The sequence below is a fragment of the Pseudomonas sp. AB6 genome, assembly GCF_034314105.1.
Classification (GTDB): domain Bacteria; phylum Pseudomonadota; class Gammaproteobacteria; order Pseudomonadales; family Pseudomonadaceae; genus Aquipseudomonas.
In genome coordinates, this window is sequence record NZ_JAVIWJ010000001.1 from 2995154 (window position 1) to 3012886 (window position 17733).

Annotated in this window: 13 protein-coding genes and 1 pseudogene; 6 read left to right on the forward strand and 8 right to left on the reverse strand. The window is 55.3% G+C overall.

Annotated elements, in window-relative coordinates; translation table 11 throughout:
• The first annotated feature begins 125 nt into the window (after nt 1-125).
• Complete coding sequence (locus RGW60_RS14150) at nt 126-935, forward strand: helix-turn-helix transcriptional regulator (protein ID WP_322205188.1); 810 nt, start codon at nt 126-128, stop codon at nt 933-935.
• Nucleotides 936-1045: 110 nt separating this feature from the next.
• Nucleotides 1046-2656 (forward strand): FMN-binding glutamate synthase family protein, encoded by a 1611-nt coding sequence (locus RGW60_RS14155; protein WP_322205189.1) that lies wholly within the window; start codon nt 1046-1048, stop codon nt 2654-2656.
• Nucleotides 2657-2796: 140 nt separating this feature from the next.
• Here RGW60_RS14155 and RGW60_RS14160 read toward each other — a convergent pair whose 3' ends face one another.
• From RGW60_RS14160 to RGW60_RS14175, 4 genes and pseudogenes are all read right to left on the reverse strand, one after another.
• A complete protein-coding gene (locus RGW60_RS14160) occupies nt 2797-4344 on the reverse strand; it encodes a glycosyltransferase family 39 protein (RefSeq protein ID WP_322205190.1) in 1548 nt (515 codons plus the stop codon).
• Nucleotides 4345-4374: 30 nt separating this feature from the next.
• Nucleotides 4375-5306 (reverse strand): annotated as a pseudogene (locus RGW60_RS14165) (glycosyltransferase family 2 protein).
• Nucleotides 5303-5677 carry a GtrA family protein gene (locus RGW60_RS14170; RefSeq protein ID WP_322205191.1) on the reverse strand — a complete coding sequence of 125 codons (375 nt, stop codon included), beginning with the start codon at nt 5675-5677 and terminating at the stop codon, nt 5303-5305. Before RGW60_RS14170 ends, RGW60_RS14165 begins: the two are co-directional and overlap by 4 nt.
• A gap of 363 nt (nt 5678-6040) precedes the next feature.
• Nucleotides 6041-7462, reverse strand: coding sequence for an amino acid permease (locus RGW60_RS14175; RefSeq protein WP_322205192.1), 1422 nt, complete (start codon nt 7460-7462; stop codon nt 6041-6043).
• 419 nt (nt 7463-7881) lie between these two features.
• Between RGW60_RS14175 and RGW60_RS14180 the strand changes: the two genes are divergently transcribed.
• From RGW60_RS14180 to RGW60_RS14190, 3 genes are all read left to right on the forward strand, one after another.
• Nucleotides 7882-11007: a transglycosylase domain-containing protein gene (locus RGW60_RS14180; protein WP_322205193.1), complete on the forward strand. Its 3126-nt coding sequence runs from the start codon at nt 7882-7884 to the stop codon at nt 11005-11007.
• Between the two features lie 80 nt (nt 11008-11087).
• On the forward strand, nt 11088-11675 hold the full coding sequence (locus RGW60_RS14185) for a PadR family transcriptional regulator (RefSeq protein ID WP_322205194.1): 588 nt from the start codon (nt 11088-11090) through the stop codon (nt 11673-11675).
• The gene (locus tag RGW60_RS14190) at nt 11672-12469 is read left to right on the forward strand and encodes a siderophore-interacting protein (protein WP_322205195.1); all 798 of its coding nucleotides are present in this window, start codon (nt 11672-11674) and stop codon (nt 12467-12469) included. The genes RGW60_RS14185 and RGW60_RS14190 overlap by 4 nt, the downstream gene beginning before the upstream one ends.
• A 58-nt stretch (nt 12470-12527) precedes the next feature.
• Here RGW60_RS14190 and RGW60_RS14195 read toward each other — a convergent pair whose 3' ends face one another.
• Together RGW60_RS14195 and RGW60_RS14200 are read right to left on the reverse strand one after the other, a co-directional pair.
• A complete protein-coding gene (locus tag RGW60_RS14195) occupies nt 12528-13193 on the reverse strand; it encodes a Pr6Pr family membrane protein (protein ID WP_322206919.1) in 666 nt (221 codons plus the stop codon).
• A gap of 41 nt (nt 13194-13234) precedes the next feature.
• Entirely contained in the window at nt 13235-13459 is a 225-nt protein-coding gene (locus RGW60_RS14200; RefSeq protein WP_322205196.1) for a VF530 family protein, read from the reverse strand.
• A gap of 413 nt (nt 13460-13872) precedes the next feature.
• Here RGW60_RS14200 and RGW60_RS14205 point away from each other — a divergent pair, with 413 nt between their 5' ends.
• The gene (locus tag RGW60_RS14205) at nt 13873-16299 is read left to right on the forward strand and encodes a glucose/quinate/shikimate family membrane-bound PQQ-dependent dehydrogenase (RefSeq protein WP_322205197.1); all 2427 of its coding nucleotides are present in this window, start codon (nt 13873-13875) and stop codon (nt 16297-16299) included.
• Nucleotides 16300-16447: 148 nt separating this feature from the next.
• Here RGW60_RS14205 and RGW60_RS14210 read toward each other — a convergent pair whose 3' ends face one another.
• Nucleotides 16448-16867 carry a group 1 truncated hemoglobin gene (locus RGW60_RS14210; protein WP_322205198.1) on the reverse strand — a complete coding sequence of 140 codons (420 nt, stop codon included), beginning with the start codon at nt 16865-16867 and terminating at the stop codon, nt 16448-16450.
• A 1-nt stretch (nt 16868) separates the two neighbouring features.
• Nucleotides 16869-17732 (reverse strand): DUF3034 family protein, encoded by an 864-nt coding sequence (locus RGW60_RS14215; protein ID WP_322205199.1) that lies wholly within the window; start codon nt 17730-17732, stop codon nt 16869-16871.
• Between the last annotated feature and the right edge of the window lies 1 nt (nt 17733).

A 17733-nucleotide genomic window follows, 5' to 3' on the forward strand; every position in this document is an offset into this window, starting at 1 on the left:
TATTCGATGTCGAGGCCGACCCGGCACAATAAGTGCTGGATGGTCGTCGGCTGTGCGGGCAGTATGCGCATCAGCAACGAGTGCAGGGAATTACGCAGCTGTGGTAACCCAATAGGGGTAGGAGTATGACAATCGCACTGCAGGACATCGCGTGGCATCGCTCGGTCGCGCAATTGATCGAAGCCTTGGACAAGCCGAATTTCTGGGCACAATTGGTGCGCCTGCTGAATCAGTACGTGAGTTTCGATAGTTGGGTCGCGCTGCAATTCAGTTCTCAGCAGCGGCCGTTGGTGTTTGCCGAGTCTCCCGCTGAAGACGGCACGCCCGATCAGTTGTTTCAGGATTACCTCAAAGGTCTGTACCTGCTTGACCCGTTCTACATCGCCAGTCGCGAACACTCCCATACCGGACTGTTCCGCTTGGCTGAGGTCGCCCCGGAACACTTTGAGCTGACCGAGTATTATCAACGCTACTTTCGCTTGAACGTAGTGGCGGACGAAATTCAGTTCAATTGTCCGCTGGGTGCCGAACATACCGTGTGCTTGTCCTTGGGTTCGACCCAAAGGTTCACCACAGAACAGATTGCGTTGTTGTCACTGATTCAGCCGTGGGTGGTGGCGCTACTTCGACAGCGCATGCCGTTCGAATTGCAGGAGCCAAGGGCCGAGGTGCCGGCCCAACCGTCGCCAACCGGTAATGATTGGCGCAGTCAACTTGAAGCCTCGGTGCAGCAGAGCAGAGGTGCCCAACTGACCGCACGAGAATTGGATGTTGGTCGATTGATGCTCAGCGGCTGCTCCGGCAAAGAGATCGCCCGCAAGTTGGAAATCTCCGTAGAGACCGTCCGGGTGCACAAAAAACACATGTACAGCAAGCTGGGCATCAAGTCTCAGTCCGAGCTGTTTTCGATTTTTCTTCAGGCGCAAAGTGCCTGAACCGAGGGACGGTTGCAGCCTACCAATACAGGCATGCGACCACCAATTACCAGGCGCGAAACAGCGCCAGTGTTCGCCTCATTAACCGTCATTGAGCCCCAGGATTCCGTATGAGCTTGTCCCTACTCAGCCGTTATGCGTTTTTTGTACTTTGCGTGCTATTTACCCTCATCAGTCTTCCATTCTTGCAACACGAGTGGCTTTGGCCCTTCACCCTAGTCACCGGTTTGCTCAGTTTGATCGGCATCGGCGACCTGATTCAAACGCCCCACGCCGTACGGCGTAATTACCCGGTGCTGGGCAATATTCGCTACCTGGTTGAACGTATTCGCCCGGAGATTCGTCAGTATTTGCTGGAATCCGACAGCGACGCCCTGCCCTTCTCCCGCTCTCAGCGCTCATTGGTGTATTCCCGAGCCAAAAACGAGTCGGCGGAAAAACCCTTCGGTACGCTGATCGACGTCTACCAGACCGGATTTGAATTTATCAGCCACTCCATGCGCCCGGCGCCATTGAGCGATCCAACCGCCTTCCGTGTGATTATCGGCGGCCCGCAATGCAGCCAACCCTATTCAGCGTCAGTATTTAATATTTCGGCCATGAGCTTTGGCTCGCTAAGCGCCAACGCGATTCGCGCGTTGAACCAGGGCGCCAAGCTCGGCAATTTCTCCCATGACACCGGGGAAGGCAGTATCAGCTCGTATCACCGAGAAAACGGTGGCGATCTAACGTGGGAATTGGGCAGTGGCTACTTTGGTTGCCGCACCTCAGACGGCCGTTTCGACCCTGAGCGTTTCAAAGTGCAGGCGCTGGACCCGCAAGTGCGGATGATCGAAATCAAGTTGAGTCAAGGCGCCAAACCGGGCCACGGCGGCATTCTGCCCAAGGGCAAAGTCACCAAGGAAATCGCTGAAACCCGCGGCATCATGATGGGTGAAGACTGTATCTCGCCATCCCGCCATAGCGCGTTTTCGACCCCGATCGAGCTCATGCAATTCGTCGCGCAGTTGCGTGAGTTGTCGGGTGGCAAACCGGTAGGTTTCAAGTTCTGCCTCGGTCACCCTTGGGAGTTCATGGGCATCGCCAAGGCCATGCTGGAAACTGAAACCTACCCGGACTTCATTGTCATTGATGGTACTGAAGGTGGCACTGGCGCGGCGCCAGTAGAATTCACCGACCACATTGGCGTGCCATTGCGCGAAGGCTTGTTGTTTGTGCACAACACTCTGGTCGGTCTGGGCTTGCGTGACAAAATCAAATTGGGTGCCAGCGGCAAGATCGTCAGTGCGTTCGACATCGCCAGCATATTGGCCATTGGTGCCGATTGGGCCAACTCAGCCCGTGGCTTCATGTTTGCCATCGGTTGCATCCAGTCGCAAAGCTGCCACACCAACCGATGCCCCACCGGCGTCGCGACCCAAGACCCGCTGCGCCAAAGGGCGCTGGTGGTCCCGGACAAAGCGCAACGCGTCTACAACTTTCACCGCAGCACCTTGCACGCGCTTGCCGAAATGCTCGCGGCAGCCGGTCTCGATCACCCTTCCCAACTGGAAGCCAAACATCTGGTACGGCGCATGTCTGCCACCGAGATCAAGCTGTTCTCTCAGTCCCATGTGTTTCTCAAAGCGGGTCAACTGATCACCGGCGAAGTGGACGGCAGCTTCTACTCGAACATGTGGCAGATGGCGCGGGCCGACAGCTTCGAGCCGAACGAGATCTAATGCTGCATGCGGCGAGTACGCTTGGTGGCAGAGTGGCGGGCCGTAGCTCTAAGGGACCGGTTGATTGCCCTCTAGTCGCCGGTCGTCAGGGATAGGTTTTTTAAATCCATCATTCCTTCGTCTGCGTTTAATTCGCGACGTCATTTGATGTCTCGCCCAACAGCATAAAGCCGCAACTGCGTATTGCCCAAGGTGTATACGCTGACTGCGTGCCACGTCGAGGGAACAGGCACATAATCTTTTACGGCGCTGCCGTACAACAGCCAGACTCGCTTCGCCCTACTGTCCAAGTCCGAAAGTCTGTCCAGATAATAGGTATTTTGCTGTTGGTAAAACAACGTGCCTGCTCCATTCATACCGGGGCGTGCGGCAAGGCCAGCCAAGGTCGGCGGTGTGTACAGCAGGGGCTGGACCTGGTTTTTGTTGTAATAGAGCACGCTTAGATACCAGTACAGTCCGTACACCACAACTTGGTCTCCCGGTCTAAATCGCAGATTTAGCTCCTCGACCATCGTCGCGAGGCGGTTATTGAGCACACCGATGGAATCATTCAATTTGTTGTTCTGGGTATAACAGTTATAAAGCCCGACGCCTTCCAGCGCGACAAGCGCCATCAAACACCCCACCGCAATCCGTCGGTAACGTTGAGCCAAGTGGTCGAGTGCAATCGCCAAAATGATCGGTAAGCCTAGAGCCGAAAAAACGAAATAGCGCGTCGCAAACAGCGGTAGCTTGAAGGAAATCAGAAGCACCGCACACAACGGTGCAACGGTATAAAGTGCGATCAGCGAATGAAACTTAAGCGGCCCGTTTTCCTTTATGACAATCCCTAATGTCGCCACCACTACCATCAACGGCAACCCTAAGAACAACGGCCACGGTAATCCCAGCCCGTCGTTTAGCGTCAGAAACTGCCAGATCACCGAGGGCAACGTATTGAGGGTAGGCGGTGGGATCCAGTCGACGCCCGCCGTGTGCGAGAGCTGGCCAATCAACCGCGTAATCCATGGCAGGAAGCAGACCACGATGGCGGCATTCGCCACCCACCAATTCAAACGCAGTACCAAGCGGCCCTGCTTTGAGCCTACCGACACATACAACCAATGGGACAACACACACAGCGCGGCAAAATAATGGGTATAAAACGCTGCAGTCATCAGTACCACGTAGATCACCGAATAGCGCTGCCGCAACGGGTTCTGAACCCAGTAAACCAAGGCAATCGTTGCGCCCATTAACCAAACACCCATCAGTGCGTACATTCGCACTTCCTGGCTGTAACGCACCGCAATTGGCAGCAATGCCAATAGCAGACCCGCCCAAATGGCGGCTCGTTGGGTGGCGATCAAGCGGACCAGCCAGTGCGCCAATGCAACCGACACCACACCCGCCAGTACGCTCATCGCTCGAATCGCAAAGACCCCATTTCCAAAGGCCACGATCCAACCATGCAACAGCAGGTAGTAAAGCGGCGGATGAACATCTTGTCCGCTGTAATGCCAAATAAGCGTCGGGGAATAAGCACTGATTAATGCGCTAAACGCCTCGTCGTACCACACCGTCGGCGACGTGAGATTGTAGAGCCGTGCCAGCAAGGCAAGCATCAATATGGGCAGCAACCCATGCTCCCGGACGAACACCGTAACGCGTCGCGTATTGAATGCCTTGTGTGGAAGAAGTAGCTCCATCAAGCCCTCTAGCGGCGGCTGACAAGTAAACTAGTGGGGGTCATCATGATGGCGCACAACATTCTTCACCACATACCTTGGCCGGTGTTTGGCTTCCATGTAAATCCGACCGATGTATTCCCCCAAGATGCCAATACCGATTAATTGCACGCCGCCCAATAACAGAATCGCGGTCATCAACGACGTATAGCCTGGAACGTCATTACCGAAAACGATTTTATCCAGCACTCGGTAGGCGGCATATAACAGCGAGAATACCGAAACGGCGCCACCGACATAGGTCCAGACTCTTAAGGGAACGGTGCTGAACGAAGTGATGCCATCCAACGCCAGGTTCCATAACTTCCAGCCATTAAACTTAGTGCTGCCCGTGGCTCGCGCGGCGCGGTCGTATTCAATAATAACGGTCTTGAACAGGACAGCACGCCTTTCATGAACAGCTGTTGCTCCGGCAACGTTCTTACAACATCAACCACCTTGCGATCCATCAGGCGAAAGTCACCGACGTTTTCTTCGATCTTAGTGCTGGCGATGACGTTAAGTACCTGATAAAACATTGAAGCGGCGTGGCGTTTGAGGTAGCTGTCCGAAGAGCGATCGTGTCGTTTCGCCAACACCACATCGGCGCCGTTTTCCCATTCTCGAATCAGTAACGGCAGCACGTTGACCGGATCCTGAAGGTCGACGTCCATGGGAATCATCGCCGCCCCAGTGGCGTATTCAAGACCGGCAAATAGTGCTGCCTCTTTGCCAAAATTACGGGAAAAATCTACCAACAGAACATTGTCATCTGCCATCGCCAACGCCTGAGCAAACTCGCCTGTGAGGTCTGAGCTCCCATCATTCACAAAAACAATTTCAACGGTATAGCCAGCTAAAAGAGGCTCCTGCCGGACCGTTTGATAGAACAGCGCAATCGCTTGCTCTTCGTTGAACACCGGGACGATCAATGAAATCTTCAAGGGCTGCTCTCTCGAAAGATAACGCGCTTGGAATAGAGGAAGCCGCACACAAGGCTAATTGCCGAGAACAGCATCCAGGTAGCTAATGGAGGGAACAGATAAAGGTCGCCGACATAACCGACACCTAAGCTTAGCAGCCCCATGAAGGCGACGAATTTCAGATAGCGTGACCACGTTTTCTGGGCGTTGAAGGTGTACTGGGCGTTGGCATAGAACGAAAATGACACAGCGACAGCAAAACCACACAGGTTGCTGTATGCCTGACTGACGCCCATGCCTACGTGAAATGTCAGAAACACAACGCCATGAATTAGCGTGTTGATCAGCCCTATGACTACGTAGCTCGCGAACTGTTTTTCTTGTAGTTTCATGTTCGACCCGCAACTTCAGGCCAAGAGGGCCTATTCCAAAACAGCTAACTTGAACATCTTGTTACTTCATTATCTGTCAGAGCGAAATGTTAGACCCTACTAAGCAGTAGTATCGAAAACTGTTGGCCCAGTTCCTATTCATCCGACCAACAGCCCGTGGGACATTCTCCAATACCCTTTTTTGCGTCCAGTTAGCCATCAAGCGCAACCAGCGCGCTGCCCAATACCAAGCTCGCAGCATTGGGCCACTGTGCTTGCATCGCGACAGCGCGGGCCGAAGACGGGACGGCCCCCTATAGGGTTAGCGAATGAAGCGACGCAGCTTTTCTGATGCATCACGTCGCCTCTTATTTCAATCAAGCCCTAAACTGCAGCCCCCACCGCACCCGCCACTGGAACTTTCGGCGCCAGCTTGAACACGTAGAACAACACCGTCAGCACCACGAGGAATGCGGGGCCGAAGTAGAGGGCAATGCGGGTTTCTTCGAAGTACGCCATCAACCCCACAACAAACAACAGAAACGCTAGCGCCAAGTAGGAGCTAAGTGGCCATAGCCACATGCGAAATTTCAGCTGACTGACTTCGGTTTTGCTCAGGCTGCGACGGAATTTGATTTGCGCCAGCAGAATCATGGCCCAAGTCCAGATGGCGCCAAAGGTAGCGATGGCGGTGACCCAGACGAAGACTTTTTCTGGTGCCAAGTAATTTAGGAACACGCCGATCAGCAGCGCAAAAATCGACAGCAGCAGCGCACGCCGGGGTACGCCGTTGGGGGCCGTGTGGGCAAAACCACGGGGGGCCTGGCCATTTTGCGCAAGGCTATAAAGCATGCGCCCAGTGCTGAAAATCCCGCCATTGCAAGATGACAAGGCGGCGGTCACCACCACGAAATTGATGATCCCTGCTGCAGTCTTGATGCCTAGCCGTTCGAACGTCATCACGAACGGACTGCCTTGGGTACCGATATCGCTCCACGGATAAATCGACAAGATCACGAACAGTGCACCGACGTAGAACAGCAAAATCCGCCAGAACACCGAGCCGATGGCGCTAGGAATAGTTTTCTGGGGGTTCTTGGCTTCGCCAGCGGTGAGGCCAATCATTTCGACGCCCAGGTAAGCGAACATGACCATCTGCAGAGACATAAAAATGCCCTGCACGCCGTGAGGCATGAAGCCACCGTGGCTCCAAAGGTTGGAGATGCCCAGCGCAACGCCATTATTGCCGAAGCCAAACGCGATCACGCCGATGCCGCCAACGACCATGGCAATAATAGTGACGATCTTGATCAGGGCGAACCAGAACTCAAACTCCCCGAAGGCTTTGACGGCGATCAAGTTGACGGTGCCCATGCTCATCAAGGCGGCCAGCGCCCAGATCCAGCGTGGCGTGTCGGGAAACCACACGCCCATGTAAACAGCGACGGCGGTAATTTCCGCGATGCAGGTCACCAGCCACAGAAACCAGTAGTTCCACCCCGTGAGAAAGCCTGCCAGCGGACCCAAGTAATCTTGCGCATAACGGCTGAACGAACCGGCGACCGGATTGTGTACGGCCATTTCACCCAGGGCGCGCATGATCACTAGAATTGCTAAACCACCAATAATGTAGGACAGCATGATCGCCGGTCCCGCCATTTGAATCGCCTTGGCAGACCCCAGAAACAGCCCGACCCCAATACAGGCACCTAACGCCATAAGGCGGATATGCCGCTCACCCAAGTCTCGTTTAAGCGGACCGTCCTGGACAGTTTCTGCCTGCAAAGCGTGCTTGCCGACTGGCATAAATTACAACCTCGTATTGTTATTGGATGTAGTCAGTCAACAGCTCAAGCATGGCCGGGCAAACCCGACCAATGCATCTGAACGCCCCGACCAACAACAACGCCGATTCAGGTGCGGTTAACACTCACGACATTGGGTGCGCAGTATAAAAATCTGAAGCCAGTTGTTTTAACTGTAAAAACATTTCTATTCAGCGATAACTCATGACGTAGACAGGTTTAGCAGGCAGATATATCAGCGCCTTGGTTTTGGACGCTTAAATTCACCGCTTTCCTCACATTGCCTTGTGCAAAACCGCTAATAGCGTATTGATATCAAACGTTTTTACAAGAGTCGGCCGCTACAAATTTTTCGGCGGCGGCAGCCAGCGTCTACGCTTGTATGAGGTGCGATTAACATGATTAACCGGGCCAATCGATATGGGCGCTTTGTGGCATTCCGATTCGAAGAAGACTCCAGTCGCCGCTGATAGTCTTGATGACGCTTCATTGCCAAAACGTCCTCGTGTTAAACGGTACGGATGGCGTCTGTTTTGGCTGCTATTGCTGGTTGGCTTGGTCGCGCTGGGTATCGCGGTTTCTTCAGAAATCCACAGCTCCAGGCTGCAAGCACGAGAGTTCAGCCGTTTCGGCAGCGAACTGGGCTACTCCATGCAAAAAGGTCCGAGCAACGCGATCGCCTATCCTGGAGATGGCCCTTTCGACAAACGCCTGGGTTATTCCGCGATGGGGGAGTTTCTGCCGCGCTTGCTCAAGCGCGACTACCTGATCACCCAGCAAGTACGCTTCTCATCCGAGCTTCTGGGCTACAGTCAGCGCGGCTTTTTCACGCCCTATCAGGAGAAGATTCAGGCCGGTTTATCGATTACCGATTGCCAAGGATCGCCGCTCTATCAGTTTGTGTATCCGCAGCAGCTTTACCCTGATTTCTCGAGCATCCCGCCGTTGGTGGTGAACAGCTTGTTGTTTATCGAGAACCGGGACTTGCTTGACCCAAACCAACCGCAGGCAAATCCCGCTGTCGATTGGCCACGATTTGCCAAAGCAGCGGCCTCGCAGGTGGCCAAGCTGTTCGCCTTGGGCGGCCAATCTGCAGGCGGCAGCACCTTGGCCACGCAGCTAGAAAAGTACCGTCATTCCCCCGATGGCCTGACCCAGTCGGGCGCTGAGAAACTTCGACAAATGATTTCCGCGAGTGTCCGCGCCTATCAAGCCGGCACGCAAACGATGGATGCCCGGCAACGGGTAGTCCGGGATTATCTCAACAGCGTGCCGTTGTCTGCGGTGCCCGGGCATGGTGAGGTGCATGGCTTGGCTGAAGGTTTACGCGTGTGGTACGGGGCTGATTTTGATGAAATAAATCAGCAACTACGTGCCACCACGCAGGATACGAAAAACCTTGCCAGGCGCGGTCTCGCTTTGCGCCAAGTGTTGTCGCTGGTCATTGCGCAACGCCGACCGTCGCATTACCTGTCCCGCGGCCGCGAGGAGTTGGCCCAGTTGACCGACAGCCACATTCGCCTGCTGGCGCGCAATGGCGTGATTGATCAAGCGCTGGCAGGGGCCGCATTGGACAGCGTGGTGACTTACCGCGATTGGACGCAGCAACCGACGATCCAGCTCATCGAAACCGACAAAGGCATCAGCGTCGCCCGTAGCCGATTGTCGACGTTGCTAAACCGCCCACTGTACGACCTCGACCGACTCGACCTGGCGGCGACCAGCACGTTGCAAAACAGCCTGCAAACCCGCGTCAGTCAGTACCTTCAAGACTTGGCGGACCCTGCGTTGGCGGCAACGCTAGGTTTGATCGGCGACCACCTGCTGACCCCGACCAACACCGCGCAGGTTCGTTATAGCTTCACCTTGTTCGAGCGCGACCCAGACGGCTCAAGGGTCCGGGTGCAGACCGACAGCACCGACCAGCCGTTCGACATCAACGAGGGCAGCAAGCTGGAACTGGGTTCTACGGCCAAGATGCGCGTACTAACAACCTACCTGGAAATAATCTCTGAGTTGCACCAACGCTACGCCGGACAAAGCCTTTCGGCATTGAACAAAGTCCCGGTGGAGGAACCTGATCGACTGACCCGTTGGTCTGTCGACTACTTGAAACAGAACAAGGACCAAGACCTGTCGAAAATGCTTTCAGCCGCGCTGGATCGGCAATATTCGGCCAGTCCCAACGAAGGTTTTTTCACTGGCGGCGGCATGCATCATTTCCATAACTTCCGTAACGAAGATAACGGCCGCAGCCCGAGTTTGCGCGATGCACTGCGCGAGTCGATCAACTTGCCGTTCATTCGTTTGATGCGTGATCTGGTGCGTTACAGCATCTATCAATCACCTAACAGCAGCGCGCAATTGCTTAAAGATGATGACGATCCTCATCGCCAGGAATACCTCAGTCAATTCGCTGACCGCGAAGGCACGGTGTACCTGCTGCGCTTCTGGAAACGCTACAAGAACAAGTCGACTCAAGAGCGTCTAGAAACGTTCCTGGACAGCATTCATCCCACCGCTATTCGAATGGCTGCGGTACATCGCTATCTGTTACCGGAAGCCCATCAGGACACCTTCAACGCTTTCGTCCGCGCGCACTTGGCCGAGAGCAAAGTCCCCATCGACAAATTGACCGATACGCGCCTGGACGCGCTGTATAAAAGCTACGGGCCCGGCGCTTATGACCTGCCGGATCAGGGTTTTATCGCCAAAGTCCACCCACTGGACCTATGGTTAGTGGGCTACTTGTTGAAACATCCAGATGCGCAGTTCAAAGAGGTGGTGGCTGCCAGCGAAATGGAGCGTCAGGAGGTTTACAGCTGGCTATTTAAAAGTCGTCACAAGAGCGCGCGTGATAGCCGGATTAGGACCATGTTGGAGATCGAAGCCTTTACCGACATTCACAAACGCTGGCAGCGCGTAGGGTATCCATTCGACCACCTGGTGCCATCTTTGGCGACGGCCATTGGCAGCTCTGGCGACCGCCCGGCAGCTTTGGCTGAACTGATCGGGATCATTCAAAACGACGGCGTGCGCCTGCCGGTGTTACGCGTTGACAGCCTGCACTTTGCTGCTGGAACGCCTTACGAAACGCAACTGATCAGCAATCCCGATCTAGGTAAACGTGTGCTGCCATCGGAAGTGGCGACGGCCATGCGTGAAGCGCTGTCGCAAGTGGTGGACGCTGGAACCGCGAAGCGTGTGCAAGGGAGTTTCAAACTCCCGGACGGCAGCACGCTAGCCATGGGCGGCAAAACCGGCACCGGCGATAACCGACTCGAAAGCATCGGCGCACGCGGTAGAATCTTGGGCTCGAAGTCCATCAACCGCACCGCCACCTTCGTGTTTTATATCGGCGACAACCACTTCGGCACTTTGACCGCATTCGTCCCGGGGCGAGCTGCGGAGGCCTTTAAATTCACCTCCGCGCTGCCGGTCCAGGTGCTTAAGGGTATGGCACCGATTCTTAATCCTTACCTGACGCCCGGCACCCGCACCGAATGCCAAGTGCCAAGCCCTCCTTTGCAAACCAGCGCCCGATAAAAACCATTTCGTCTCTGCCTCTTGCAAAACCATTAAGATATATCTTAAGTTACATCTAACTGATGCAAGAGACAGAAAAAATGAGAGACCCAAGTGATCACCCCCACCACCATTTCCAGCACCGCGAACACGGTGATGGCCGAGATGGTTTCGAAAAACGTCCAGGACGCGAACGCGGCGGCCGTGGCCCTCGCGTCTTCGCCCCTGGAGACCTTAAATTATTGCTGTTGGCATTGATCGCGGAGCAACCATGCCATGGCTACGACCTGATCCGTCAGATCGAAGGCATGTTCGACGGCGCCTACAGCCCCAGCCCCGGTGTGATTTATCCGACACTAACGTTTCTTGAGGAAAGCGAGTTAATCCTCGGGGACGCCATTGCCGGCAAGAAGCACTACACCGTGACCGAGGCAGGCCGCCAATCATTGGCTGATCAGGCCATTGCCCTGGACGGCGTGCGAATGCGCATCGACGTTAGCAAACGCTCGCTGCGTGGTCATGACCGGCCACCGGAAATACACGAGGCTGTGCATAACCTTCGGCACGCGCTGCAACTGCATCACGGACGCTGGAGCGCGGAAGAAATCCTGCGGGTACGCGACCTGCTGAACAACACCGCCAAAGCCATTGTCGATGGCCCGCTGGACACCTCGGAGAAGTCTCAATGAATTCACAAACATCGCTTGCTTCACAAGCCGCGCAGCCGCAAGGTATTCACCGTGTCAGTCATGACATCAAACGGCGCAAACTGGAAGTCATCCGGGTCTTTGACCTGACGCCCCGGATGCGCCGCGTGACCTTTAGCGGTCCGCAACTCGAGGGTTTCATCAGCTTGGGCACTGATGATCATGTGAAATTAATCTTCGCCCAAACCCCGGAGGAACAGGCAACGCTCGATACCTTTGTTCCCGGAGCGTCCGATGACGGCCCGCGTCCCACCATGCGCGATTACACGCCTCGCCGTTACGACCCGAAGGCTGGCGAACTGGACATTGATTTTGTGCTACACGGCGAAGGCCCTGCAGCTACCTGGGCAACCCAGGCGGCACCAGGACAGTTTCTGCACATCGCTGGCCCGCGTGGCTCGATGATCGTGCCGGATATCTTCGACAGCTACTTGTTGATCGGCGATGAAACCGCACTGCCGGCCATCGCCCGTCGCGTAGAAAGCCTGCCGGCTAACCGTGCAGCGTTGGTCGTCATGGAAATCGAAGACCCGGCTGAACAGCAGGCATTCAACAGCGTTGCGCAGGTCGACGTGATTTGGGTGGTTCGCAGCGAGCAAAACCTGGTGGATGTCGTTCGCAGGCTGGAAATGCCAGAGGGCGAACTGTACGCCTGGGTCGCCACCGAAGCGGCCTTGTCCCGCAAAATCCGGCGGGTGTTGCTGAACGAGTTTGGTCTCAGTGAAGCGCTGGTGAAGACGTCGGGGTACTGGCGGGTGGAAGGTGAGGATGAGTGAACGCACGATAAAAATTTACGTGTTGGCGAGAGGTTCGCCCCCTCCCAACACTTTGGCTCTACCGGTGGGTCTGCATTCGGCCTTTCAATCTATCAACCGCCAGCAACACACCTGAAATAAGCAGAAAGCCCACCAACACCCCCAGCGCGTTAAAAAACGTCTGTGGATAACCCAAGCTGCTGACATCAATAAACGGGTACATGTAGTCGCTGATCAAATAGCCGCGAAGCAAGGCATAGGCAAAATACGCCAGCGGATAGATGACCCAAAGCAGCACATGCTTTATGCGCAGTGTCCCTTTTGGAACGTAAACCCACCAATAAAACAGAAACAGAACCGGCAGGATGTCGTGCAGTAACTCATCGGCAACCCGCTGCAAACCGTGGGGTTGCCATAAAGGGCGTAGCAACAGGTTATACGCGATGCTTACCAATACGATGTTCGCAGCGACGCCGCTGCTGACCCAAGGCGTGCGAAAAAATCGATGAGCGCATGAGCCCCTGGAGGTGATTGCGCAGGTCAATACGGTCGCTACCAACGTGTTGGTAGTGACGGTGAAAAAACTGAAAAAACGTACCACTCCGGCCGATAGGCTGGCTTGGTCAACCCAGCGAGCGAACAAGACCAAGTAGAGCTGAAGGGCCAACGCCGACCAGCCCAGAATGGCGGCGATGAGGGTGTAACGCCGCGGCCCTCGCGCCATCTGAGTATGTTGACTGAGTATCATGGTTGTCCTTGAATTCGGGTAACACCAAGCACGAGCACTTAGCCCTTGCTGCGTTGCAATTTTAGGTACAAACCTTCGACTTTTTCGCGCGCCCAAGGAGTTTTGCGCAGAAATGTCAGGCTCGACTTAATGCTTGGGTCACTTTTAAAGCAGCGGATATCAATTTTTTCAGCCAATCCTGACCATTCGTAATGGGCAACCAGCGCGGTAAGAATCTGCTCAAGCGTTACGCCATGCAGGGGATTACTGTTGGATGTCATCATGCGGAACCTTCGACCTGACCTTTAATATGGACGGGACTGCGTCCCTTAGGTGCGCACCTTAGCTGAGGGCTTAGGCTGCGCAAAGCGACAAATGTGCCCTGCGCCGTTTACCACTGCCACTGAACCAGCCCGTTACCACATCCCTGATTTTTCTCCCAAGATGAGATCTCTAACTCATCAACGGTGAGTAATCAATTAATACGCTTCAAGGAGCTGCCATTCAGGGCCAACCTGAACTCTGCGCACCTTGCGATGCCTATGAACAAACCCCCCGAGAATCCTGATCAAGGTGCCGTGTTCCCGAGCGATTCAAATCGGCGGTTTTTACTAGAGCGAATCTGACTGAGCCAAGTTCGTAAGCAAAGCAATATCAAATGCAGCGGCGACCCTTAATTTTCATGGAGAAACACACTATGAGCACTGATGGTGCTTTAAGCAGAAACCGGTTGTTACCGACATTGCTAGGGCTGGTGTTCCTGCTAATGGGCTTGGCCATGTTGGCGGGCGGTATAAAACTGACCCAGTTGGGCGGTTCTCTGTATTACCTGATAGCAGGTATCGGCATTGCCATTACCGGCGTGCTGCTGATGATGGGGCGTCGCTCTGCATTGGGCTTGTACGCACTGGTACTGTTCGCCAGTACATTGTGGTCATTATGGGAAGTGGGCCTGGATTGGTGGCAATTGGTCCCACGCCTGGCACTGTGGTTCGCTATGGGTGTTGTGCTGTTGTTGCCCTGGTTTCGCCGTCCATTGCTTGAGCGTGGGCAGCAGCCTTCAGCGACAGGCACCCGGGCACTGAGCCTGGCGGTGATCCTTGCAGGCCTGGCCGCGCTGGCCAGCCAATTCACCAACCCAGGTGAAATCAAAGGTCAACTGGACCGTGAAACCGCAGGCACTACCAGCGCCGCGCCGGCCATGCCCGACGGCGACTGGCAGTCCTACGGTCGCACTGCGTTCGGTGACCGCTACTCACCTCTGGCGCAAATCACCCCGGAAAACGCGAGCAAGCTGGTACCAGCCTGGACTGACCGGACCGGGGATATTCCTGGGCCCAACGATCCAGGTGAGACCACCGCTGAGAACACCCCGCTGAAGGTCAACGGCATGTTGTACGTCTGCACGCCGCACAGCATGGTAATCGCGCTTGACCCGGATACCGGCAAGGAGTTGTGGCGTTTCGATCCGAAGATTAGTACGCAAAAAGCGGCCAACTTCAAAGGTTGGGCGCACATGACTTGCCGTGGCGTGGCCTATCACGATGACGCCGCTTACACGACTGCAACGGCTCCGGCACAAAGTCCGAAGGCAGCAGCAGCTGTCGCCGCCACTATAAGTTCGTGCCCTCGTCGTCTATTTTTGCCAACGGCTGACACCCGTCTGATTGCATTAAATGCCGACACCGGCAAACTGTGCGAAGACTTCGGCGACAAAGGCTCCATTGACTTAGGCGCTAACATTGGCACCTTCGCCCCAGGGGGTTACTACTCCACATCGCCACCCGCTGTGACGCAGAACTTGGTGGTGATCGGTGGTCACGTGACTGACAACGTCTCCACGGACGAGCCTTCCGGCGTTATTCGTGCGTTCGACGTCCACACCGGTCGCCTGGTGTGGAACTGGGACAGCGGCAATCCGAACGACACGACCCCAATTGCACCAGGCAAAACCTACACCCGCAACTCGCCCAACATGTGGTCAATGTTCGCAGTCGATGAAAAGCTCGGCATGCTCTATCTGCCAATGGGCAACCAGATGCCTGACCAATGGGGCGGCAATCGTACCCCTGAATCAGAGGTATTCAGCGCAGGCTTGACCGCGCTGGATATCAAAACCGGTCATGTTCGCTGGACCTTCCAGTTCACGCACCACGATCTGTGGGACATGGACGTTGGCGGCCAGCCAACGCTGATGGATATCAAAACCGCAGGGGGTATGAAGCAAGCGGTACTCGCTTCAACTAAGCAGGGCAGCATCTATGTGCTGGACCGGACAAACGGTCAGCCGGTCGTGCCTATCAATGAAATTCCGGTTCCACAAGGCGCAGTGGCTGGCGATCATACTTCACCGACTCAACCCAAGTCGGACCTGAACTTCATGCCTCCACCGCTGAAAGAGCGCGACATGTGGGGCGTGACACCGTTTGACCAAATGCTGTGCCGAATTGATTTTAAGTCAATGCGCTATGACGGACCCTTCACCCCGCCATCACTGCAAGGCTCGATCGTTTATCCGGGTAACTTTGGCGTGTTCGATTGGGGCGGTATTTCGGTCGACCCGGTCCGTCAGATAGCCTTTGTCAATCCGGACTACATGGCCTTCACATCACGGTTGGTCCCGGCAGCGGACATTGCGGGGGGGCCAGGCCGGAAAAGTGAAACCGAAGGTGTGCAGCCAAACACCGGCGCGCCGTATGGCGTGATCCTCCAAGCAATGCTGTCGCCATTGGGTTTGCCATGCCAAGCGCCAGCATGGGGTTATGTGGCTGCTGTGGACCTGACCAACCACACCACAATCTGGAAACACAAGAACGGTACCGTGCGTGATAGCTCGCCAATTCCGATTCCACTGACCTTGGGCGTACCCAGTTTGGGCGGCACCTTCATCACCAAAAGTGGCGTAGCGTTCCTTAGCGCAACCCTTGACCAGTACTTGCGTGCGTACGACGTTCGAAACGGCAAGCAGTTGTGGGAAGGTCGCTTGCCAGCGGGCGGCCAGACGACGCCAATGACCTACACCGGCAAGGACGGCAAGCAATACGTGCTGGTCATGGCCGGTGGTCATGGCTCGTTAGGAACTAAACAAGGCGATTACATTTTGGCGTTCAAACTGCCAAATTGATGCGTTCTAGCGGTCAATAAGAAGGCGACTACCAGCAGGTAGCCGCCTTTTTTTGACGAATTCAGTTCGACCGCTGTACTTTCGCCGAAATAGGAAGTTGATCCGGAATCTGTCTGCTGCGCCTGCCGAAAAAGATTCGCCTGCGGTGTCACTTCTCAATAACTTCGCCACGCAACGGCGCCAGCTTGGCGATTAAGCGATTTTGGGTGGGTACCGGAATGTGCTGAGTGTCCATGGCATCGATCAGATCTTCAACCAAGGCGTTGAAATCGCTGCGGGTCAAGTGCTGGCCTTTATGGACTTCAGCCATGCTATCGCCGGTGTAGCGACAAGGGCCGCCGGCTTCCTCGCAGAACTTCTCAACCAATTTATCGCGCAGACGGACCACATCGACTCGCTTGAAATGCTCGACGATGCGCGGGTCTCGAGCAATGTTCAGCAACATGCCTTCTACGATGCGTTGAAGCCCGGCACGCTGACCAAGGGCGAGGTAAAGACTGTCATCGTGCGACGGCGTTTGCGCACAACCAGCCAGCACGGCAATCAAAAACCCCAACAGCAGACGCATGTTAAAAACTTCCTTGCACGGACAAATACGTGCCGTTCTGACTCTTCAAGGTGGCGATCTCGCCCAGCCGCGCATAGGCCAACACGAACGACAGGTGCTTGTTCGGAAAATAACCAACGAACAAATCTTTCCAGTCGCTCTCACCGGAGAACGACAGGTTGTCCGGCTTCTCGCGGTATTCCATGCCCATCGCCCAGTGTGGGTTAAATAGCACGGCGACCGAGCCTTCCTTGAGTAAGCTGCGGGTGTCATTAAGGTCTCCGCCAAAACCAAGCAACCCCAACTCGTTAGCGCGACTGTAACGCACACCACCATTGAGCAGCAGGTTGTAACCAAACGCCGCACCAATGAACATACGGCTCGCCGTCAAATAACCCTCGACGTCGGATGCACGTCTGGCGCCCGCCAGTTGCGAAACTAAAAAGTCGTCTTGATGTTTGTATTCCAGGCCCAACGAGACTTGTGGCAGGTCATCGTAAATAACGTCCCCGAACAACCGCACTTTTAGCCCAAAAATGTCTTGGCTCAAGCTGTCTCGGGGAAGATGCAACTTGCCCGCCAGCGACCCAATGTCCAACCGCTGGTGCGCGTACGACATCTCGACGCGGTTATCAAACGCTACAGCCATGCCTGCCACATCCAGGGCGTAGTCCGGCAAGTCAATATGGGTGGCGAACACAGAACTGCCCCACTCGCCCGCCTCGCCGTACCCGGCCAAAACCGCCCACGGCGTGACCCCTCCGCCAGCGGCGCCCTCGATGCTGCTGGCACCCCCGGTGGCAATCAACCGACCTTGATCACCTTCGGCGCTCGTACAGAACAAAATGGCCAAACCGCTTAACACCAAGCACAGACGACAACCCATA